The sequence below is a fragment of the Devosia sp. ZB163 genome (assembly GCF_028613635.1).
Classification (GTDB): Bacteria; Pseudomonadota; Alphaproteobacteria; order Rhizobiales; family Devosiaceae; genus Devosia_A.
Genome location: NZ_JAQRMY010000003.1, coordinates 520,767 through 542,673, shown reverse-complemented (window position 1 = coordinate 542,673; position 21,907 = coordinate 520,767). Strand labels below are relative to the sequence as shown.

Annotated in this window: 20 protein-coding genes; 9 read left to right on the top strand and 11 right to left on the bottom strand. The window is 65.9% G+C overall.

Annotated elements, in window-relative coordinates; translation table 11 throughout:
• From PRN20_RS16450 to murQ, 4 genes are all read right to left on the bottom strand, one after another.
• Entirely contained in the window at positions 1-753 is a 753-nt protein-coding gene (locus PRN20_RS16450; RefSeq protein ID WP_273958628.1) for a 2'-5' RNA ligase family protein, read from the bottom strand.
• Positions 754-815: 62 nt separating this feature from the next.
• Positions 816-2,486 (bottom strand): arylsulfatase, encoded by a 1,671-nt coding sequence (locus PRN20_RS16445; RefSeq protein WP_273959040.1) that lies wholly within the window; start codon positions 2,484-2,486, stop codon positions 816-818.
• Between the two features lie 299 nt (positions 2,487-2,785).
• Positions 2,786-3,793 (bottom strand): serine hydrolase domain-containing protein, encoded by a 1,008-nt coding sequence (locus PRN20_RS16440; RefSeq protein ID WP_273958627.1) that lies wholly within the window; start codon positions 3,791-3,793, stop codon positions 2,786-2,788.
• A 20-nt stretch (positions 3,794-3,813) separates the two neighbouring features.
• On the bottom strand, positions 3,814-4,746 hold the full coding sequence (murQ, locus tag PRN20_RS16435; RefSeq protein WP_273958626.1) for an N-acetylmuramic acid 6-phosphate etherase: 933 nt from the start codon (positions 4,744-4,746) through the stop codon (positions 3,814-3,816).
• 163 nt (positions 4,747-4,909) lie between these two features.
• On the opposite strand from murQ, the gene PRN20_RS16430 reads away from it, so the two are divergent.
• The 8 genes from PRN20_RS16430 (at position 4,910) to PRN20_RS16395 (ending at position 12,573) form a co-directional block, all read left to right on the top strand.
• A complete protein-coding gene (locus PRN20_RS16430) occupies positions 4,910-5,758 on the top strand; it encodes a MurR/RpiR family transcriptional regulator (RefSeq protein WP_273958625.1) in 849 nt (282 codons plus the stop codon).
• Positions 5,759-6,009: 251 nt separating this feature from the next.
• Positions 6,010-7,080 (top strand): ABC transporter ATP-binding protein, encoded by a 1,071-nt coding sequence (locus tag PRN20_RS16425; RefSeq protein WP_273958624.1) that lies wholly within the window; start codon positions 6,010-6,012, stop codon positions 7,078-7,080.
• A gap of 46 nt (positions 7,081-7,126) precedes the next feature.
• Entirely contained in the window at positions 7,127-8,368 is a 1,242-nt protein-coding gene (locus tag PRN20_RS16420) for an extracellular solute-binding protein (RefSeq protein WP_273958623.1), read from the top strand.
• 75 nt (positions 8,369-8,443) lie between these two features.
• On the top strand, positions 8,444-9,364 hold the full coding sequence (locus PRN20_RS16415; protein WP_273958622.1) for a carbohydrate ABC transporter permease: 921 nt from the start codon (positions 8,444-8,446) through the stop codon (positions 9,362-9,364).
• The gene (locus tag PRN20_RS16410) at positions 9,361-10,236 is read left to right on the top strand and encodes a carbohydrate ABC transporter permease (protein WP_273958621.1); all 876 of its coding nucleotides are present in this window, start codon (positions 9,361-9,363) and stop codon (positions 10,234-10,236) included. Before PRN20_RS16415 ends, PRN20_RS16410 begins: the two co-directional genes overlap by 4 nt.
• Complete coding sequence (locus PRN20_RS16405) at positions 10,233-10,904, top strand: N-acetylmannosamine-6-phosphate 2-epimerase (RefSeq protein WP_273958620.1); 672 nt, start codon at positions 10,233-10,235, stop codon at positions 10,902-10,904. The genes PRN20_RS16410 and PRN20_RS16405 overlap by 4 nt, the downstream gene beginning before the upstream one ends.
• Positions 10,901-11,848 carry an N-acetylglucosamine kinase gene (locus PRN20_RS16400; protein ID WP_273958619.1) on the top strand — a complete coding sequence of 316 codons (948 nt, stop codon included), beginning with the start codon at positions 10,901-10,903 and terminating at the stop codon, positions 11,846-11,848. The genes PRN20_RS16405 and PRN20_RS16400 overlap by 4 nt, the downstream gene beginning before the upstream one ends.
• Entirely contained in the window at positions 11,845-12,573 is a 729-nt protein-coding gene (locus PRN20_RS16395) for a PIG-L deacetylase family protein (RefSeq protein ID WP_273958618.1), read from the top strand. Before PRN20_RS16400 ends, PRN20_RS16395 begins: the two co-directional genes overlap by 4 nt.
• Positions 12,574-12,633: 60 nt before the next feature.
• Here PRN20_RS16395 and PRN20_RS16390 read toward each other — a convergent pair whose 3' ends face one another.
• From PRN20_RS16390 to PRN20_RS16375, 4 genes are all read right to left on the bottom strand, one after another.
• On the bottom strand, positions 12,634-13,005 hold the full coding sequence (locus PRN20_RS16390) for a Rid family detoxifying hydrolase (RefSeq protein ID WP_273958617.1): 372 nt from the start codon (positions 13,003-13,005) through the stop codon (positions 12,634-12,636).
• 12 nt (positions 13,006-13,017) lie between these two features.
• Positions 13,018-14,145, bottom strand: a complete 1,128-nt coding sequence (locus PRN20_RS16385; RefSeq protein WP_273958616.1) for a PLP-dependent cysteine synthase family protein — start codon at positions 14,143-14,145, stop codon at positions 13,018-13,020.
• A 132-nt stretch (positions 14,146-14,277) separates the two neighbouring features.
• Positions 14,278-15,990 carry a globin-coupled sensor protein gene (locus PRN20_RS16380; protein WP_273958615.1) on the bottom strand — a complete coding sequence of 571 codons (1,713 nt, stop codon included), beginning with the start codon at positions 15,988-15,990 and terminating at the stop codon, positions 14,278-14,280.
• A gap of 62 nt (positions 15,991-16,052) precedes the next feature.
• Positions 16,053-18,206: a sensor domain-containing protein gene (locus PRN20_RS16375; RefSeq protein WP_273958614.1), complete on the bottom strand. Its 2,154-nt coding sequence runs from the start codon at positions 18,204-18,206 to the stop codon at positions 16,053-16,055.
• Positions 18,207-18,427: 221 nt separating this feature from the next.
• Here PRN20_RS16375 and PRN20_RS16370 point away from each other — a divergent pair, with 221 nt between their 5' ends.
• A complete protein-coding gene (locus PRN20_RS16370; RefSeq protein WP_273958613.1) occupies positions 18,428-19,204 on the top strand; it encodes a Crp/Fnr family transcriptional regulator in 777 nt (258 codons plus the stop codon).
• A gap of 84 nt (positions 19,205-19,288) precedes the next feature.
• Here PRN20_RS16370 and PRN20_RS16365 read toward each other — a convergent pair whose 3' ends face one another.
• The 3 genes from PRN20_RS16365 to PRN20_RS16355 are packed head-to-tail and all read right to left on the bottom strand — an operon-like array spanning position 19,289 to position 21,870.
• Entirely contained in the window at positions 19,289-20,035 is a 747-nt protein-coding gene (locus tag PRN20_RS16365) for a GntR family transcriptional regulator (RefSeq protein ID WP_273958612.1), read from the bottom strand.
• A complete protein-coding gene (locus PRN20_RS16360; protein WP_273958611.1) occupies positions 20,032-20,919 on the bottom strand; it encodes a carbohydrate ABC transporter permease in 888 nt (295 codons plus the stop codon). Before PRN20_RS16360 ends, PRN20_RS16365 begins: the two co-directional genes overlap by 4 nt.
• 9 nt (positions 20,920-20,928) lie before the next feature.
• Positions 20,929-21,870 (bottom strand): carbohydrate ABC transporter permease, encoded by a 942-nt coding sequence (locus PRN20_RS16355; RefSeq protein WP_273958610.1) that lies wholly within the window; start codon positions 21,868-21,870, stop codon positions 20,929-20,931.
• Positions 21,871-21,907: the final 37 nt, after the last annotated feature.

The window sequence follows — 21,907 nt, the reverse complement described above, 5'->3', positions numbered from 1 at the left end:
CTAGAACTCCCACGCGTTGAGCTTCTTCCGGGCCGTGCCGAAATTGCCGACCTGGTAGACCGACAGCGCCGAGGGCGAGAACGTGAACGCGTCGAAGGGCTCGGCGATCAGCTTCTTCATGTAGTCGGGGGGAACCACGCCGACCGTGACATGGGGCGCGAGCTTGTCGCCGCTCGACTCCGGCACGTACGTGGTCACGTAGTCGATCGTCTGCTGGTTGATGTCCGGCTCCTCCGGCGTCGTGAAGAAGGCCGCGGCGGTGCCGGTCTCGACCGTGAAGGGGGCGACCGCGTCGATCAGCTTCTGCTGGAACGCGATGAGTTCGGGCGTCGGCTTGACGAGGATGACGGTGAGCCCCTCGCCGTTCCAGACGGCGCCGTCATACTTGTAGGCATCGAGGGACCATCCGGCCGGCTGCTCGCCGGCGAGAACGTCGCCGACCGCGGCATAGACCTTGTCGAGGTCGGCCGTATTGACGAAGCGCTGCAGCATCGTGATGTGCGGCGCGTGCGACGCATCGAGGGCGTAGCCCTTGGGATTGACCTCGCGCAGTTGCGCATTCGCCGCCTCGGCATGCTTCATCATCGTCGCATCCGGCTCGAGCGCGATGTCGATGGCGGTGACCGGGTTGTCGGCTGCCTGCGTAACGCCCGCCAGGGCGGCCAGGAAGCCGAGGCAGACGACGAGCACGGCGACCAACTTCATCTGGATGGGCATGGACGTGCCTTCCCGTCCGTCAAGCGATCTAGGCATGATTGGAGTCTCCGGTGGGGGAGGCGTGCGGTGTGCCAGCCTCCCCGTTTCAGGAGCAGGCGCTACTCGCCGGCGCGGTGCGCCGAGTTCATGGCCTTCACCTGGGCCAGCACCTGGTCCAGGTTGTAGCTGGCCGGGTCCTGCATCGGCGGGTAGGTGTTGTAGCTCTCGAGTTCCTTGAGCCACAGGGCCTGGCCGATGGGCAGCATGTTCCAGTCATAGACATAGGCGGTCAGCGGCCCGGCAAGGGCGCCGGCCTGACCGAACAGGGTCTTGAGCTGCGATCCGACCGAGGTCTCGAACGGGTCGCGCTTGATGTTGACCACCTGCGTCCAGTGATAGGGGATCACGCCGGTCAGGAAGCCTTCCGGACTGTCCGACACCATGGCGAAGTACATCTTCCAGTTCTTGTAGCGAACCGCCGACGGGTCCTTGCCCGAGTAGTAGAAGAACGTGTTGCGGGCGGAGTCGGCATCTCCTTCGAGGAAGGCGAGCTGGTTGACGCCGTCGAGCGTGGTCTTGACGATACCGGGATACTCGCCTTTCTCGATCTGGGCCTTCAGGTCGTTCCCCTTCGGACCGCCGGCGATTTCGACCAAGGTCGGCAACCAGTCGAGCGAAGCGAACATCTGGTTCTTCACCGTGCCCGGCTCGATGTGCCCGGGCCACCGGATGACCATCGGCGCGCGCATGCCGCCTTCCCAGGTGGTGAGCTTGCCGCCCTTGAACGGAGTCGTTCCGCCATCCGGGAAGCTGAGCGTCTCGGCGCCGTTGTCGGTGGTGAAGACGACGATGGTGTTGTCGAGCTGGCCCATCGCCTCGAGCTTGTCGAGGACGAGCCCGATATTGTCGTCCATCTGCTTCATGCCGGCTTCGTTGACACCCCAGTCCTTGCCGCCGATCTCGCCGACCATGTTGTAGTACTTGTCCGACAGCACGGTGGTGATGTGCATGCGGGCCGGGTTGTACCAGACGAAGAACGGCTTGTTGGTCGTGGACGGATCGTTCCGGTCGAGGAAGTCGATGACCTTGGCCGAGATCTCCTCGTCGATGGTCTTGGAGCGCTCGAGCGTCAGCGGACCCTCATCCTTGCAGGTCTGGTTGGCGGCCGTGCCGTCCGAGGACGTGCAGAACATCACGGGTCGCGGCGGCATCAGGCAGATGGTCGTCGCCGGATCGACGGCGCCGGCCACTTCCGTCATCCCCGGAACCGGGGTGTTCTTGCACGGCGGAGCGACCGTCTGCTCGGTCGGGCTCTTGTTGATGTCGGGGAAGCTCACCCCCTGCATGGCATCGAGGTGATAGAGATAGCCCCAGAATTCCTGGAATCCATGCGCCGTCGGCAGCGCATCGGTGTGGTCGCCGAGGTGGTTCTTGCCGAACTCGCCGGTGTTGTAGCCGAGGTCGTGCAGGAACTTCGAAATCGTCGGCGTTCCCGGCCGGAGATAGGAGGGGCTGCCCGGCAGCTGCGGCGGGATCATGCCGGTGCGCAACGGGTGCATGCCGGTGATGAAGGCATTGCGCCCGGCGGTGCAGCTCTGCTCGGCGTAGTAATCGGTGAACAGCGCGCCCTCGTTGCCGATGCGATCGATGTTCGGCGTCTCCCCAACCATCAGGCCGCGGTGATAGATGCTCGGCTGCATGTAGCCGATGTCATCGCCCATGATGAACAGGATGTTCGGCCGTTCGGCCGACGGGGCTCTGTCAGGCGTGGTTTGCGCCGATGCCGGCATCACGGCTGCCGTCAGCATGGCAGTGGCCGTCAGAGCCGCAAGGCTCCGGGCCAGTGGTTTCGATGTCATAATGCCGCCTCCAGGTTGCTCTTGGCGTGGACGGGGACCGCAGCGGTTCCCTCATCTCCGTGAGGCGGGTGGCAGCTATCGCACGCACCCCTTCAGAAAGCGTTCTGGGAGGAATGCTCCTTTGAATAAATTGGACGGAGGGCAGCCTCGGACGCTCGGGAAAGACGCAGAACAGGCGCTATGCGAGGCCGACTGGCCCCGCCTCGAGCACCGCCGGTGAGTGCTATGACCTACGCGTTGACGGCGTCGCCGACCGCGCGGCGGAGTTGCAGGATGCCGCTGTCGGAATAGCGGCTCGGGTGCACGCGGTTGGTCAGCAGCGTCCACGCCCGCTGATTGTCGAAATCGATCCAGAGGCCGGTGCCGGTGAAGCCGGTGTGGCCGATGGTTGAGGCATTGGCCACATCGCCGCCGGTCCAGCCGACATAGGGACGTTCCCAGCCATGCGTGCGGGTCGCGCCGAGCGGGGCGCGTTGCAGCTTCACCAGCGGATCACCGGCGGCGTCGCCGCGCAGCAGCGCCTCTGCCGCGTCGAGCACCGAGTGGACCGTGCCGAACAGCCCGGCATTGCCCGCGCCCTGCAAAGCGGCGCAGTTCTCGTCATGCACCTCGCCCACCACGATCCGGTCGCGCCAGGTGCAGAACTCGGTGGCTGCCGCCTGCTCGGGCGCCGCGGAGAAGGCGAAACCCGGGCCGGGATCCATCTCGCGGATCATCCTGCCTTCGAGGCGCTCGAGTGCGATGCCGAGCAGGATGAAGTTGACGCAGGTATAGATCGAGGGCACGGCCTCCCACCGGTGCTGCAGCACGAAGTTGCGCAGCAGCCGCGGGTTCTCGCCATAGGTGAAGATGGCGACGTCGTTGGGGAATGCGGTCTGGTGGCCGAGGCACTGCCGGAACGTCACCTTCCGCTCCCAGGCCTCCGGCGTGAACTGCCTGAAGTCGGGGATGACCGAGGTCAGCGGCGCATCGAGGTCGAGCCGCCCGGCCGCGTGGAGCGCCAGGATGCGCGGCGTGGTGAACAGCACCTTGGTGAGCGAGGCGAGGTCGAACCACGTATCGACCGTCATCGGCCGCCGCTCCGGCACGACCCAGGCCGAGCCTTTCGCGTCGACGATCCGGCCGTGCTTCAGGTCGATGATGCCGAGCACCCCGCCCGGCACGCGGCCGCTGTCGATCGCCTGCTCGAGAGGCGCGTAGGCGGCATCGAACCGCTTCTGCAACTCTGGATCCGCCATGCTCCCCCTCCCCCGTGTCGTTACCCGGCCGCCCCGGGATGCGCGATCAGCGCGCGGCGCAGGAAGCCGTCCTCGCGCCTGAGCGCCGCTTCCGCTTCGGCCTGCGGCATGCCGGTGAGACCCATGAGGATGGCGAGCTTCACGTCGTTTCCGCTCTGCGCCAGCAACTCTTCTGCCTGAGCGTTCGGGCAGCCGACGGCTTCGACAATGATGCGTGTGGCCCGCGCCGCGAGCTTCTCGTTGCTCACCGACACGTCGACCATCAGGTTCTCGTAGGACTTGCCGATGCGGATCATGCTGGCGGTCGACAGCATGTTGAGGACGAGCTTCTGCGCCGTGCCGGACTTGAGCCGCGTCGAGCCGGTGAGGACTTCCGGACCGACCAGCGGCGAGATGGCAATGTCGGCTATCTTCGCGATGGTCGAGTCGGGGTTGCACGAGAGGGCGACGGTGGTGGCGCCGACCTGGCGCGCATACTCCAGCCCGCCGATGACATAGGGCGTACGGCCGCTGACCGCGATTCCGACCACGACATCCTTGGCTGAAAGGGAACGGGCGGCGAGATCGTCACGCCCCTGCTGCGGACTGTCCTCGGCGCCCTCGATCGGATGGCGCAGGGCGCGATCGCCGCCGGCGATGATGCCCACCACCATGGTGTCGGGCACGCCGAATGTCGGCGGGCATTCCGAAGCGTCGAGCACGCCGAGCCGGCCGCTCGTGCCGGCACCGAAATAGATGAGCCTCCCACCGGACCGGAAGGCCTCGACGATGCGCTCGACTGCCGCCGCCACGGCCGGCAGCACCTGCTCGACCGCCACCGCCACGTCGCGATCCTCGCGATTCATGGCCGCAACGATGTCGGCGGCTCCCATCAGGTCGATCTGCATGGTACGAGGATTGCGGGCCTCGGAGACGAGCTGCCCGAGCTCCGCGATCAAGCTGTCTTTCACCATATCCGCCCTGCCTTGTTTCTGCGCAGCAGTGGTAAAAGTGTCTATTCCATCTGTCAACGATACTTGGAATAGACTATTCCAAGTGCATAGGAGCGCCGACGGTCAGGCTTGCGTTCTCCCAGGCCGGCGCGCACCACCCTTCCTGCAGACGAGATGCAGCGCCATGTCCGTTCTCAAGCTACTCGCCGCCAAGCTCGATACCATGACCGAGGCCGATCGGCAGATCGCCCAGTTCATCCTCGACGATCCCGAGCGGATGATGGGCCTGTCGTCGGCCGCGCTGGCCAAACAGACTGGCCGCAGCCAGTCGAGCGTCGTCAAGTTCAGCCAGAAGCAGGGCTACGAAGGCTACCAGCAGCTCAAGCTCGCGGTGAACAAGGCCAAGGCCCAGGAGTGGCAGGCGCCCGCCGGCGTGATCCACGGCTCGATCGGCGCCAACGACAGCTACATGACGATCCTGCAGAAGATGATCGGCAGCAAGCTGCTCTCGATGCGCGAGACCATGGCCGCCAACACCGAGGAGACGATCGAGGCGACACTGCGGGCGCTCGTCGGCGCCCGCCGGGTCCAGCTGGCGGGGGTTGGCGCCTCATCACTGGTAGCGCGGGACTTCTCCTACAAGCTGCTCAAGATCGGGCGAACCGTGCTGCTCGACAATGACAGCCACATCCAGATCTCGAACGCCTCGACCCTCAACCACGAGGACGTGCTGATCGCGCTCTCCTATACCGGCGCCAGCCTCGAGACCCTGCGCATTGCCGAACTGGCGCGCGCGCGGGGCGCGACCGTCATCTCGATCACGGGCATGCAGCCCAACCCCCTGCTCGAGTTGTCGAACATCCAGCTCTACACCATCGCCGACGAGGAACGCGTGCGCTCATCGGCCATCACCTCGCGCGACGCGCAACTGATGCTGACCGATATGCTGTTCATCCTGCTGCTCAGGCGCCAGCCGCATGCCAACGACTTCATCCACCGCAGCGAGGCAGCGGTGAACGTGCTCAAGGAATGAACGAAATGCGCTTGCATAGTCATGCCTTCGTCGTAATACCATATTCTTGACACGAGCGTTTTCTGGAATTTAATATTCCATCGTGACCCGGCCAGCGTCGCTGCCGAGGGGGCGAGGCATTGCCGGTGGGGGCGCGTTGGTAGTGGAAGTCTTCATTCGGACAACAGCGCATGCGCGGGCCGTTTCGGTCACGCGGGCGGCCATCCATTCCGCTCCGGTTTCCCACGACGCCAGCGAGCGGAGAGTCTGACTTGGTTGATCTATCCCTGCGCGGCATCAAGAAGCGCTTCCGCACCGTCGACGTGCTGCATGGCATCGACCTCGAGATCAAGGACAAGGAACTCGTCGTTTTCGTCGGCCCGTCCGGCTGCGGAAAATCGACGCTGCTGCGGCTGGTCGCCGGTCTCGATCCGATCACGGACGGCGAGTTCTGGATGGCCGGCACCAAGATGAACGACGTGGCGCCCTCGCGCCGCGGCATCGCCATGGTGTTCCAGTCCTACGCGCTCTACCCGCATATGGACGTCTACGAGAACATGACGTTCGGCGCCCGCCTGATGGGCCTCGACAATGCCGAGGTCGAGCGGCGCATCGCCGAGGCTGCCCGCATGCTGCGCCTCGACGCGCTGCTGAAGCGCCGGCCCAAGGAACTCTCGGGCGGCCAGCGCCAGCGCGTCGCCATCGGCCGCGCCCTCGTGCGCAAGCCCGAGCTGCTGCTGCTGGACGAACCGCTGTCCAACCTCGACGCAGCGCTCCGCTCCGAAGTGCGCCTCGAGATCGCCAAGCTCCACCGTGATATCGGCGGCACCACCATCTACGTCACGCACGACCAGGTCGAGGCCATGACGCTCGCCGACCGGATCGTGGTGATGAACCAGGGGCGCGTCGAACAGTTCGGCTCCCCGCGCGAGCTCTACGAGACGCCCGCCAACACATTCGTCGCCACCTTCATCGGCTCGCCGCAGATGTCGCTGCTCGAAATGGAGCGCGACGGCGATCGCATCGGCATCGCCGGCACCGGCAGCGTCGTGCCCGGCAGGCTGCCGGCGGCGGACGAGCGGCAGGTGATCGTCGGCGTGCGGCCCGATGCCGTCGTGATCACCCCGGGCGAGGATGGCGAGGGCCTCTCCGCCCGGGTCGTCTACACCGAATATCTCGGAGACAACGCCTTCACCTATGTGCGGCTCGCCAACGGCCAGCTCATCAGCGTGCGTTGCACTCCGGACACCGAATTCGCGATCGATGCGCCGGTTCGCGTCGGGCTCTTGCCCAACAAGGCCCATTTCTTCAGCAGCGCAACAAAGCAGCGCCTGCCTGCCTGAGGGCGGCGACAAGACCCACTGCAACAGGGACCAGAGAGGGATTTCAATGAAGCATTTCGTGTTAGGGGCGGCAGTGCTCGCCGGCACCGCACTGTCTACGTTCGGCGCAATGGCCCAGGAGTTGAACTTCTGGACGTGGCGTGCCGAGGACAAGGCCCAGTACGAGCAGTACATCGACACCTTCGAGGCGGCCAACCCGGGCATCACCGTCACGTTCTCGTCCTATGAGAGCACCAACTACTTCTCAGCGCTCTCGACCTCGCTGACCGGCGGCACCGGCCCCGACGTCATGATGGTCCGCTCCTACGGCGGCCTCGAGACGATCTCGAACGGCGGCTTCCTGCTGCCGCTCGACGAGACGAACGTGCCGGCCCTGGCCGGGTTCTCCCCCGCCGCCATCGCGTCGGAAACCTCGCGCACCGACGGCAAGACCTACGCCATTCCGTTCGCCAGCCAGACCATGCTGGTGATCTACAACAAGGATCTGTTCGACCAGCACGGCATCACCGAGCCGCAGACCTGGGACGAACTGCTCGCCGCTTCCGAGAAGCTGAAGGCCGCCGGCGTCATGCCGTTCGCCAACGGCACCGCGACCGCCTGGCAGAACGAATCCACGTTCCACGCGCTCACCGCCTCGACCTTCGGCCGTGCCTTCTACGAAGACATGATCGCCGGCAAGGCCGACTTCACCGATCCGCGCTACATCGAGGCGCTGACCAAGTACGACGAGATCTCGACCAAGTACTTCCCCGAGGGCTTCGTCGGCCTCGACTACCCGTCGGCCCAGCAGCTGTTCATCTCGGGCCTCGCTGGCATGTTCGCTGGCGGTTCGTTCGAGCTGGCCTCGTTCGCCACGCAGAACCCGAGCCTCAACATGGGCATCTTCGCTGCTCCCGGCGCCACTGCCGAGGACGAGAAGCTGGGCAGCATCTACTTCGACGGCGGCTATGCGGTGAACGCCACCAGCAAGCATCCGGAAGCTGCGCTCAAGTTCGCCAACTACCTCGCCAGCCTCGAGTTCGGCCAGGCGTTCGCCAACGGCCTCAAGAACATCTCGCCGATCCCCGGCGTGACCTTCGAGAGCGAGCTGCTGCAGGAAGTCTCGGAGATGAACAAGACGGCGATCCCGTACATCATGTTCGTGCACTTCCGTTATGCCGAGCCGTCGGGTTCGGCGCTGCTGCAGGCCGAGATCCAGAAGATGTCGGCTGGCCAGCAGACCCCCGAAGGTATCGGCAAGGTCATCACCGAGGGTGTGGCCGCCTGGTACGAGCCCTTCCAGAAGTAAGCTCAATTCCGGTCCGGGCGCACGGCGCCCGGACCTCTCTACCCGCGACTGCCGACAATCGACTGGATCAGGTGCATGTTCACAAAACAGCTGACGGGCCGCCGGCTCTGGATCGCCGCACTGATCATGCCGCCGCTCGTCTTCGTGTGCCTGTTCATCGTCTATCCGATCATCTCCGCCTTCGCCTACGCGTTCTTCGAGTGGAGCGGGCTGGCGCGCGGGGACTTCGTCTGGTTCGAGAATTTCCACAAGGTCCTGTTCGTCGAGCCCTTCGCGAGCCGCACGGTCAACGCGTTCAGTCACAACGTCTTCGTGTTCTTCGCGCTGATGGTGTTCCAGAACGGGCTGGGGTTCGTCCTCGCCTACTTCCTCTGGCGCGAACTGCCCGGCTTCCGCTTCCACCGCATCGCGGTGTTCCTGCCGGTGGTGCTCTCGACGATCGTCGTCGGCTTCCTCTGGCGGCTGTTCTTCCATCCGCTGTTCGGACCGGTGAATGCCGGCCTCAAGGCCCTCGGCCTCGGCTTCCTCACGCAGCCCTGGCTCGGCCAGGATACGACCGCCCTGTGGTCCATCGTCTTTGCCAATGCCTGGCACATGGTGGGCTTCCCCACCCTCGTCTTCCTCGCGGGCATGCAGCGCATTCCCGGCGAGGTGCTCGACGCCGTGCGCATGGAAACCCAGAGCGAATGGGTCAAGATCACCAAGATCGTCTGGCCGCTCGTCGCCCCGAGCGCCACCGTGGTCTTCACGCTGCTGTTCGTCGGCGCGTTCAACTGGTTCGAGCTGCCCTACATCATGGTCGGCCTTGAAGGCTCGCCGCATGGTTCGACCGACGTGCTCGGCCTCTATTTCTACCGCACCGCCTTCGGCAACCAGTCTGGTGCGCCGCCGGACTTCGGCGCGGGCAGTGCGCTCGCCGTGCTGATCTTCCTGTTCATCGCCATTGTGGCGGGGACACTCACCATCCGCATGCGCCGCCGGGAGATCGAGCTGTGACCGCCTCCGCCCGTTCCGTATCGTCCGTCCCCACCGTCTCGTCGAACCGCTCCACGGTGTGGACGCTCGATGCGCTGGTCCAGGTCGTGCTGATCGCCAACACGCTGGTGATGCTGGTGCCGATCGTGATCATGGTGTTCTCCGCGTTCAAGACGAACGTGCAGATCTTCCAGTCGCCGTTCTCGATCCCCGACTTCACCAACCTGACGAACCTGACCAAGATCTGGACGCAGACGAACTTCCTGCGCTACCTCGGCAACTCGTTCTTCGTCACCGGCGTCTCGATGCTGCTCATCCTCACGCTGGGCACCATGGCGGCGTATGCGATCGCCCGCTATCGCTTCACCGGGTCGGGCTTCATCCTGATGTTCTTCGTCGCCGGGCTCACGCTGCCCCTGAAGCTGGCGATCATCCCGCTGTTCATCCTCATGCGCGACCTGGGGATCCTCAACTCCCACGCCGCCCTGATCGTGGTCTATGTCGCCACCGGCCTGCCCACGACCGTGTTCATCATGACCGGCTTCATCCGCACGCTTCCGAGCGAGCTCGAGGATGCGGCGCGCATGGATGGCGCAAGCGAAGCGCTGATCATGTGGAAGATCATGCTGCCGCTGGTCCGGCCGGCCATGGTCATCGCCGGCATCCAGAACGTCGTGCCGATCTGGAACGACTTCTTCTTCCCGCTCGTCTTCATCCAGTCCGATGGGCTGAAGACGCTGCCGCAGGGCCTCGCGTCCTTCATGGGCGAGTACAACACCGACTGGGGCGTGCTGTTCTCCGGCCTGACGCTCTCGGTGCTGCCGATCATCATCATCTACATCCTGCTGTCCAAGCAGTTCATCAACGGCATGACCTCCGGAGCCGTGAAGTGACGCTCGCCCTACCGGCCAATCGGCTCATCGTCTCGTGCCAGGCGCGGGCCGACAACCCGCTGCACGGTCCCGTCTTCATGGGCGCGATGGCCCTCGCTGCCCGCGACGGCGGTGCCGGTGCGATCCGCGCCAACGGCCCTGACGACATTCGCGCCGTGAAGGCCGCCGGGCTGCCGGTGATCGGCATCCACAAGATCTTCGGCGACCATCCGGTCTACATCACCCCCAGCTTCGCCGCCGCCGAGGCGATCGTCGCTGCCGGCGCCGAGATCGTCGGGCTCGACTGCACCATGCGCCCGCGCGATGGCGAGTCCCCTGCCCTGATCGTCCGCCGCATCCGCGAGGAACTGGGCGCCGAAGTGTTCGCCGACATCTCGACCCTCGACGAGGGCCTCGCCGCCGCCGACTGGGGCGCCACCTATCTCGCCACCACGCTCTCCGGCTATACCGAGGCAACGCAGTCCAAGCCCAAGGAGCCCGACCTGGCCCTGATCGAGCAACTGGTGTCCCGCACGAGCGTGCCCGTTGTCGCCGAGGGCCGGTTCAACACGCCCGACCATGTCCGGCAGGGCTTCGAGGCCGGCGCCTACGCCGTCGTCGTCGGCACCATGATCACCAACCCGCGCGAGATCACCCGCCGCTTCGTCAGCGAAGGCGTACCGGCTTGAGCTTCCACCAGCTCGGCATCGATATCGGCGGCACGGCCAGCCGTTGGGTGCTGTGCGATGCTTCCGGCCATGAGCTGGCGCGCGGCGCCACCTCCGGCGCAACCGGCCACGTCTTCAATCCCGTGGCGCGCGAGCGGCTGCAGAATGCCCTGACGGCGATCGCCACCGACGTCCGCAAGGCGACGCCCGCGGTGAACGGCGTCGCGGCCGGCATCACAGGCTTCGGCAATGTCGTCGAGGCAGAGGTGAAGCAGATGCTCGCCACCACCTTTGGCGTCGCACAGGACAACCTCATCGTCGTCGACGACATCATGCTCGCCTACGCCGCCGCCTTCGCGCCCGGGGAAGGCCACCTGGTCTCCGCCGGCACCGGCTCCATCGGCCTGCACGTCGGGCTCGAGGCCGGCTATGTCAGGGTCGGTGGGCGCGGCATCCTCATCGACGATGCCGGCTCGGGCAGCTGGATCGCGCTGCGGGCGCTCGACGAGGCCTTCCGTCACCTCGATCGCCACGGCGACTTCACCGGCATCCAGGCGCTTGCCGACGCCATCTTCGCCATCACCGGCGGCAGCGAGTGGCAGAGTGTCCGCCAGTTCGTCTATGGCGGCGACCGGGGCGAGATCGGCGCGCTCGCGACGGGCGTGGCCAAGGCCGCAGCGGCCGGCGACGCGCTCGCCCTCCGCATCCTCGGCGACGCGGGACGCGAGCTTGCGGCCCTCGCCTCGGCGCTGGTCGCACGGACCGAGGCTAGGCCCATCGGCTTCATCGGCGGCGTGCTGAAGCTGCATCCGGTCGTGAGCGAGGCGATCCTCGCGCACCTGCCGGGGTACGACGTGCGCTTTCCCACGGTTGACGCGGCGCTCGCGGCCGCCAGCATGCATCTCGCCGGCTTCGCCGGCTGGCGCGCCACCTTCGCCTCACTCAGCAGCGGAACCCGGTCATGATCGAGCAGCAGATCTTCGGCGCCGAGCGCATCCTGATCGTCGGCGCCCACGCCTTCGACGGCGAGATGATCGCCGGGCCGCTGGCCTTCGTCGCCGCGTCGCGCGGCATCGAGGTGACGTTCCTCCACCTCACCATGGGCGAGCAGGGCCACCGGTGCCTCTCGACCTCGCTCTATGCCGAACAGAAGCGCAAGGAAGCCGCCGATGCCGCCTCGCGCCTCGGCGCCAAGTGGCTGACCCTCGATTTCCCGGACGCCTTCCTCCCCAATGACGAGCAGACCGCCCTCGCCGTCTGCGACGTCATCCGGCGCATCCGCCCCAACGTCGTCATCACCCACTGGCACGGCAGCTGGCACAAGGACCACCGTGCCGCCTCAGAACTGACCAAGACCGGCGTGTTCTACGCCGCGCTGCCCACGCTCGAGCGCGAGTCCCCCGCCTTCAGTCCCTCGCTGCTTCTGTTCGGCGAGAACTGGGAAGACGACGAAGGCTTCACGCCGACCTATCTCGTCGATGTCTCCTCGGGCTTCGAGCCCTGGCGCGAAGCCGCCTCCACCTACGAGCTGGCGCGCGGCCTCTCGAGCTTCCCCTATCTCGACTACTACAGCGCGCTCTACCGCCTCCGCGGCTGCCTCCGCGGCACCATGTACGCCCAGGCCTTCATGGGCATGTCGCACTCATGGAATGCCGGCGCCGGCCTCTTCCTGCCGCCACAGCCCGCCTAGGCAGCCGCAGCCGGAAGCACAGGCGGCCCGAAGGCCGCCATGCCTGCCGCGATATCGAGTTCAGAGCTCGACCACGGCTTCCACTTCGACCTTCGCCCCCATGGGCAGGGCCGCGACCTGCACTGTGGCGCGGGCGGGGAACGGCGCGACGAAAGCCGTCGCATAGGCCGAGTTCAGGTCCTTGAAGATGCTGAGATCGGTGACGAACACTGTCGTCTTGATCGCCTTGCGGATGTCGGTGCCGGCCGCCTCGGCGACGGCACTGAGGTTGCGGAGCACCTGATGCATCTGCTCCACCGGATCGGCCGGGATCTGCCCGGTTGCGGGATCGATCGGCAGCTGGCCGGAGATGAACAGCAAGCCGCCATGGGTGCGGGCCTGCGCGTAGGGCCCAATGGCCGCGGGCGCACGATCAGTCTTGATTTCGCCCATGAGGGCACTCCTTCAGGCAGCGTTGCTGGTGGGTGACTGCCGGGCTGCCATCAGGAGCTCCGGCGCGAACGCGCCGCCGGCAAGGAACGACTCGATCATCGCGACATAAGGTGCCGGATCGAGCTGCTGCGCTGCAAGCCAGGTCTCGTTGAAATAGGTGTCGGCGTAGCGCTCGCCGCTATCGCAGATCAGCGAGACGACCGAGCCGGGCTCGCCGTGGTGGCGCATCCGGTCCACGGCCCAGCACAGCCCCACGAAATTGGTCCCGGTCGAGGCGCCGACGCGTCGGCCCAGGAGGCCGGAGAGCACCCGCATGCCGCCCAGCGAGGCCGCATCGGGCACGCGGATCATCTCATCCAGCACCTCGGGGATGAACGACTCCTCGACCCGAGGCCGGCCGATGCCCTCGATGCGCGAGCCGCGCTCGGCGACCGCGCTGCGATCGCCGCTGCGCCAGCCCTCGTAGAACGCCGAGTACTCGACATCCGGCACGCAGAGCCGCGTCGCCAACCCCCGATAGCGGATATAGCGCCCGATGGTCGCCGAAGTGCCGCCGGTTCCGGCGCTCATCACGATCCAGCTCGGCACCGGATGCCGCTCGTTCTCGAGCTGCGTGAACATCGACTCCGCGATGTTGTTGTTGCCTCGCCAGTCGGTCGCCCGCTCGGCGAAAGTGAACTGGTCGAGGTAGTACCCCCTGCACTGCGCCGCGAGTTCCGCCGCCGCCTCGTAGATGGCCCCGGGCCGATCCACGAAATGGCACCGCCCGCCCTGCCGCGCGATCGCCTCGACCTTGCTGGAACTGGTCGAGCGCGGCAGCACGGCGCAGAAATCGAGCCCGAGAAGGCGCGCATAGTAGGCTTCGCTGACGGCTGTCGAGCCGGACGAAGCCTCGGTCAGCGTCATGCCCTCGCGGATCTTGCCGTTGCAGATCCCATAGAGGAACAGCGAGCGTGCCAGCCGATGCTTCAGGCTGCCCGTTGGATGGGAAGACTCATCCTTGAGGTAGATGTCGATGTCCGGCAGTCCCGGCACATTGAGGGCAACAAGGTGCGTATCGGCCGAGCGCCTGCCCTCCGCTTCCAGCAGCGCTATCGCCCGCGTGCGCCAGGCACGATCCGACTCCACCTCGACTGACACGGCTCACTCACGTTCTACAAATCTTCGTCATTAGGGCATGTTTTTGCCGACTCCGTCAACATGTGAGCAAATCGTGCTTCGCAGGATCCATTTTGGAGAAATGGAGACTTCACACACCGGGGCGGGCTCGGCCTAGAACTCGTTCCAGTTGCTGCCCACAACCTTGCGTGGTTGATGCGGCTGGTTCGCGGCGGACCTGGGTGACTGGCTGCGCGCCGCAGGCCGCACGACTGTCGGGGCGGCATCCTGTCGACCGATGTGGAACACATCGACGAGCCGATCGAGTTCCCCCGCGCGTCCTTCGGTCTGCTCGATGGCGGCGTTCGTCTCTTCGACGAGGGCCGCATTGTGCTGGGTCATTTCGTCGAGCTGACGCACCGCGACGTGCATTTCGCTGATGGCGGAGGCCTGCTGGCTGGTGGCGCCGGCGATGGCTTCCATCAGGGCGGTGTTCTCTTCGATCGGACCGACCATGTCCTTGAGCCGCTTCGCCGCCTCCTCGACCAGCTTCGATCCGTCGGCGACATCGGCCATGCTGACGTCGATGAGCGACTTGATGTCGGAGGAAGCCTCGGCCGCCGATTGCGCCAGCCGGCGGACTTCGACCGCCACGACGGCAAACCCCTTGCCGGATTCGCCCGCTCGCGCCGCCTCGACGGATGCATTGAGGGCGAGAAGGTTCGTCTGGAAGGCAATGTCGTCGATCAAGCCGATGATGCTGGCGATCTTCCCCGACGAGAGGCTGATCCGCTCCATCGCCGAATGCGCGCGCTGCATCGCCTCGCCCCCCGTCACGGCCGCCGCGGCCACGGTTCTTGCCTTACCGGCCCCCGTCTCCGCCCGCGCGGCGTTTTCGGCGACGGTGTCGGCCAGCTGCTCCATCGCCGCGGAGGTCTCCTCGATCGTCGCCGCCTGCCGCGTCGTCCGCTCGCTGAGGTCGTTGGCGCCGGCGAGGATCTCGCCGGTTGCCGTCCGCAACGCCCCCGTCGTCTCCCGCAACTGGCGGATGATCGTGGTGAGCTTGTCGCCCACGGAGTTCACATCGGACTGCAGCTCCGCGAAGGCGCCGCTGAACACGCCATCCATGCGCCCGGTGAGATCGGCCTCGGCAAACCGGGCCATCGTTGCAGCGGTAGCGCCGATGCCCTTCTCGACGGTCGCCAGCAGGGCATTGACCCCCTGGGCGAGGCCGAGGATCGCGGGATCGGTGGATCCACATTCGACGCGGGCCGCAAGGTCCCCGTTCTCGGCCGCTTCCGCTACCCGGCCGATCTGCTGGTTGAGCTCGGCGGCCTCGGCAGTCTTGCGCTCGAAATAGGTGCTGACGGCAATGTCGACATCGACCAACGTCGCCTTCACGAGGGACGTAATCAGCCTGCCGACCTGGTTGGTCGCCGCCAGCACCTCCCGGCGGCTGAACCGTCGATCGAAACCGAGGCGCGATTTGGGAAGGCGCTCGCTCAGCGCGTCGGCCAGCACGCCTTCGATCAGCGTCTCGACGATCAGGCCATAGCCGCCGATGTACCAGCGCGGCTCGAGCCCGATGCGCGCATGGACATTGCCGATGATCGTCGCGCTCTTGATGTACTCGCCATCGAGCTTGCCGCCGGCTATGGCGCGCCAGTGCTTGGACTGGTTGGACTTGGCCCGCGTGGCCTGCTCGGGCCCGGAGAAGTGGCGGGCGACCTCGGGGGCAGCCATCAGCCGCTCATAGAAGCGCGTCAGCGCCAGATCGAGGTGTCGCTCGATTATAGGGGTAATCGAGGCGACACCATCGAGGGCTTCCTGGTCCAGCTTGATGAAGTCGAGGCGAGATTGCAGTTCGGACGGCGTGGTCGTGTGCATGGTCGGCCTCGTTTCGCTGATGCCTGAATGGGTTCCTGGATGATAGTTCTGGTGGGCGTAGACTAGCCGGCTCTCCGGGCCGCCGGCGCCGATTGGGCCGCGAGGTACAGCTCGAGTTCTGCCTCGAGCAGCGGCTTGCTGACGATGTAGCCCTGCCCGGTGTCGCAGCGCAGCTCGCGCAGGAACTGCAGCTGCCGCTCGGTCTCGATCCCCTCGGCGACCACCTGCTTGCCGAGGCTGTGCGCCAGCGTGACGATGGTCCGCACGATGGCCTCGTCGCCGGCATTGCTCCCGACGCCGGAGACAAAGCTGCGATCGATCTTCAGTCGGTCGACCGGCATGCTCTTGAGGTGCGTCAGCGAGGCGTGGCCCGTGCCGAAGTCGTCGAGCGCGATCTGCACGCCGAGCGCATGAAGCTCCGTCAGCGCCTGCCTGAGAACTGCGGCCGACCGGTCGATCAACACGTTCTCGGTGACCTCGATCTCGAGTGATGAGGCCTCGACGCCGTGACGGTGCAGCAGCGCCGCAACGTCACGTGGGAAACCCGGATCCTTGAGCTGCGCCGCCGCGACGTTGACCGCCAGCCGGCCCGGATCGTAGCCCGACCGCCGCAGCTGCGCGACCGCAGCCAGGGCCTTGTCGAGCACCAGGAGACCCAGTTCCCCGATGATCCCGCCCTGCTCCGCCACCGCGATGAATTCGGATGGTGTTGCCTTGAGGGTATTGCTCCAGCGCGCCAGGACCTCGAAGCCCTCGTGGCGCTGGCTGCCCAGGGCGAACTGGGGCTGGAGCGCGATGCCGACCGTCCGCCGCTCGATGGCCGTGCGCAGGCCTGCCGCGATCGCCTCGCGGCGCTGCAGTTCGGCGCGCAGTTGCGCATCGAAGAAGCAGAAACTGCCGCGCCCCCGGGCCTTGGCGTGATACAGCGCGATATCGGCGAACTTCAGCAGCTCCCCGGCATCGCTGCTGTCGCGGGGATAGACGCTGACGCCCAGGGTTGCTCCCGGGTTCACGTTGCGGTCGGCGAGGCGCACCGGCTGCGCCAGCCGCGTCGTCAGCCTCGCGACGAGGCGGCGAACGACTTCGTCGTCGCGCACGTCGTTGAGGATGACCGCGAACTCGTCACCGCCCAGTCGCGCCACCGTGTCGGTGGAGCGGATCGACTCCCGGATGCGATCGGCGGCAATCCTGAGCAGTTCGTCGCCTGCGCCATGGCCCAGCGTGTCGTTGATGTCCTTGAAGTTGTCGAGGTCCAGCAGGACCAGCGCCACCGGGGGGTCGCCCTTGCGCTGCCGCGTGCGCAGCCGGTCCAGCCGGTCGAGCAACACGCGCCGGTTGTAGAGCCCGGTCAGCGGATCGCGTTCGGCCTGGTCCTTGATCTGGCGTTCGGCCTGCTTGAGCGCGGTTATGTCGGTGCGAACCCCCACGACATAGCCGACCGGCGAGCGCCGCTCCTGCACCTGCAGCCAGCGCCCGTCCCACAAATGCTGGAGATGCGGCCGGCCGGGGCTGCGATGTTCCTTCACCTTGCGATCGAACCAGCGCTGCCGCGCCACCGGATCGGTGGAAGAAAACTGGAACTGGCCGTTGTCGAAGCTCTTGCGCAGCACCGTCTCGAACTTCACCCCGTTCTGGATGGCGCCCCCCGACCGGTCGTAGAAATCGCGATAGGCGGAGTTGAACAGGATCAGCCTGTCGTCGTGGTCATAGGCCGCCACGCCGTCGGGCAGCGCCTCGATCACCTCGAGCAGCAGCGTCTCGGCCTCGCGCCGCCGCATGACTTCCTCATGCAGGGCGGCATCGGCGCGCTTGCGGGCGGTGATCTCGTAGCGGATCGACAGATAGCCGTTGATCTTGCCGGCCGCATCGAAGAGCGGCACGACGGTCGTGTCGACCCAGTAGATGCTGCCGTCCTTGGCGCGGTTGCAGATCTCGCCCTGCCAGGACGCCCCGCTGGCGATCGTCTTCCACATCGAAACGAAGAAGCTGCGCGGGTGGTAGCCCGAGTTGACGACGCTGTGCTTGCGACCGATCAGTTCCGCACTGGAGTACTTGCTCGTCTCGCAGAACTTCTCGTTGACGTAGGTGATGCGACCGGCGCGGTCGGTGGCGGCGACGATGACCTGGTGTTCGAGCGCCCGGCGATACGCGCTCAGCTCATCGGCAGGGCTCAGGCCCCAGCTCGGGGACTGCGTCTCCAGCGGTTCTCCGGACAAAGCTCCGCCGCCATTTCGAACGCCATTGTTCGACATGTGTCACCTGGGGGAATACGGATATGAATACCTGATAGGAGACCGGGATGCGGGTGACGCGACGACCGTCCTGACCGGAACCCACCCCCGAGTTCTTATGTACGCCACCGTACATATAGAATCGTTAATGAGTGATTAACGCCAATTCCCCACGATGATGTGGTCATAGTAGTAGTCAGCACGACATGCAGGACATCTCTCCCTATTCGACGTTCAACCGCGTAATCCGCTCGACGCGCCTAGTCGCCCAGGAGTTCCTGGCCGAACGATGGGAGACGCGACCGCTGGAACTGGGCGAGGTGCTGTATGAGGAAGGCCAGACCTTCACCCATGCAGTGTTTCCGCACACCGGGGTACTGTCTCTTCTGGCGGCCACGCCCGACGGCAAGTCGCTCGAGAAGGCCTCCATTGGCAACGAGGGCTTTCTCGGCTTCACCTACCTGATGGGGGCCAGCGGGGCGATCAGCCGTACTGTCGTGCAGGTGCCCGGCTACGCCTCCTGGGTCTCGATGGACGATCTCGACGAGGCCATGGAGCGCTTCGTGTGCGTGCGCGAAGCCATGCTGCGCTACTCGGTGGCGCTGATCTCGCAGCTCATGGAGACAGTCTACTGCAACAGCACCCATACGGCCGAACAGCGCATCAGCCGCTGGCTGCTGCAGGCCCATGACCGCATGGAGCAGCAGCCCTTCATGCTCACCCAGGAATCGCTGGGTCTGGCGCTCGGGCTGAGACGGGCGACCGTCAGCGAAACCTGGTCGTCGCTGATGCGCTCGGCAGCCATCAGCTACTCCCGCGGCTCCGTCGCGGTGCTCGACCGCAAGGTCCTGCGTGACCACGCCTGCGACTGCTACGACCGCATCACCGCCGCCGCCCTGCCCCAGAAGCGCCCCGGCGAGAACAACGACGCCGAGCACCGGCTCGGGGACCCGCGGGATGGTTCCGGAGACACGTCCGGCTGAAGCGGCCAACCGCCGTTCCCGATTCTAGCGACTTCCAGTACAGAAGCGCTGCAAGCCCCCCGCACGGCGCTGTCGGCTCGGCCGTCAGCCCGGCGGCTTGGCATCGCGCGTGAAGTACTCGGGATGGTCGGAGCGGATGTGGTCCAGCTCGCGCATCACCGAGAACAGGTGCACCGAAATGCTGCGATCGGCACCTTCGACGTCGTGATCCTTAAGCCGCTCGAGGATCTCCTCGTGCTCGCGCACGATGAAGAACATGTGCTCCTGGCTGAACAGCGACAGGCGGCGCACCCGGTCCATGTGGAACTTGGCCTCGCGCACGTCGTCCCAGATCGACTCGAAGCCGGCCGCCTTGGCGATCAGCGCATGGAAGCGCTCGTCGGACTCGAGGAAGCTCTGGTCGTCCGAGAGGTTCGCGAAGGTATTCTGGAGCGCGATCTCGCGCATCAGCAGCGCGGCGATCTCCGGCGTCAGCTTCTCGGCGGCGAGCCGGGCGAGCGGCCGCTCCAGCGCCTCGCGGATGAAGCGGGACTTGGCGATCAGCTCCTCGCTCAGCGGCGAGACGATCGTGCCGCGCTGCGGCAGGATTTCGACGAGGCCGCGGCGGGCGAGGCGCGCCAGGGCCTCGCGAACCGGCGTGCGACTGACGCCGAACTCCGCGGCGAGACGGGCTTCCGACAGTTCCTGGAAGGGCGGAAGCTCCATGTCCAGGATGCGCTCCATCAGTACGTCATGGACCTGCGCGGCAATCGAGCTGCTTTCCTGCCGCTCAGCCTTGCTGTCGTCTCCCAGAAGCGTTCCCCTGGATCCCCTTGCCACGTTGATGCTCATTTCGTCCCGAGTTGGAGGCCGGCCATGAAGTACTTTCTCAGCGCGATGAACAGAAGCACCGTGGGGATACTCGAAATCAGCGTGGCCGTAATCACCACATTGGGGCCCAGCGCCGAATAGGTGCCTTGCAGCGACTGGAGCGCCACCATCACCGAGCGCACCTCGATTCCGTTGGCGAGGATCGAGGAAAACAGCAGGTCGTTCCAGATGAAAGTGAACTGCAACAGGAACAGCGCGATCATCGGGCCGACCGCGTTGGGCACGATCATCGAGATGAACACGCGCCACTCGCTCGCCCCCTCGATGCGCGCCGCTTCGTCCACCTCGCGGGTGATGGACGAGAACGAGTTCCGCAGCACCAGCAGCGGGAACGGGATGCAGATCGCCACATAGACGAGCAGCATGCCGAACCAGGTGTTCACCAGCCCCACCCGCTGATAGCCGAACAGCAGCGGCACCAGGTACATCTGGAACGGGAACAGCGTGCCGGTGAAGATCAGCATGAACCAGCCGTTGGCGCCGAGCAGGTTGAGCCGCGTCATGCCATAGGCCGCCGCGGCGGCAAAGGCGACCGCCAGCACGGCGCCGACCAGTGCGTAGCTGAACGAATTCATCGCCGCTTCGCCCAGATGCGCGATCGTCCACGCCTGCACGGCGTTGTCGATGATCGGCGCGAACGAGTCCGGCAGCTCGAGCACGCCCTTCCGGGCGTATTCCTCGCTCGTCTTGAACACCGTGACGAACAGGTAGTAGAGCGGCGTCAGGTAGGCGATCGTCATCGCGAGGATCGGCACGACCAGCCACCGGCCGCCGCTGCGCTGCGCGCGCCGCTCCTTCTCGATGAGATCCGCGATGAACTGCCGGTCGGTGATATCAACGGCCATCTCTAGACCTCAGCGAATGTTCTTGGAGACGCGCGACTGGACGACTGCCAGCAACGCGCTGACGGTGATCACCATCGCGCCGAGCACGACCGCCACGGCGGAGCCATAGGCCCAGGCCCCGTTGGAGAAGGACTCGTAGTACATGTACACCGCCAGGGAGAGCGTGCGCTTGCCCGGATAGTCGCCGGCCATCACCCACAGCAGGTCGAAGGTGGTGAAACCCGCCGCGACATTGAGGATGGTGACGACGAGCACCGTCGGCAGCAGCAGCGGCCAGATGATGTGGCGGAAGATCTGCCCCGAAGACGCCCCGTCGACGCGCGCCGCCTCGATCGGGTCGCGCGGAATGGCGGCAAGTCCAAGCAGCAGCAGCACCATGGTGATGCCGAGCGTCTGCCACACGAAGGTGACGATCACCGAGCCGGTGACGGTATCGGACGAGTAGAGCCAGCCGAAATCGAAGGGCGAACCGGTGACGCCCGAGATGACCGAGTTCAGCACCCCATGCGGCGTGTAGACGTAGTACCAGATGGCGCCCACCGCGGTCGGCGCCAGCACGCGCGGCAGGAAATAGAGGCTCTTGAACGTTTCCTGGAACGGGATGTTGCGCAGCAGCAGCGCCAGCCCGAGGCCGACGGCGAGCGGAAAGATGACGGCGCCCACGACCCAGAACGCGGTATTGCCCAGCGCTTCGGAGAAGTAGGGCACGCGGAACAGGCGCGCGTAGTTGTTGAAGCCGGCGAACTGGTCGAGCCCGGTGAACTTCTGCCACTTGGTGAAACTGAGCACGACGTTGAAGACGACCGGCGCCAGCAGGAAGACGGTGACCATGATCACCGCCGGGGCGATGAACAGCCACGCGATGCGGGTCTGCTGCCAGGCGACACGGCGCTCGCGGTGGCGCGCTTCCCTGAGCACTTCGGGGCTCAGTATGGCGGAGGCTGGGATCATTCGCGGGGCTCCGAAACAAGAGGGCCGGCCGCGCCCG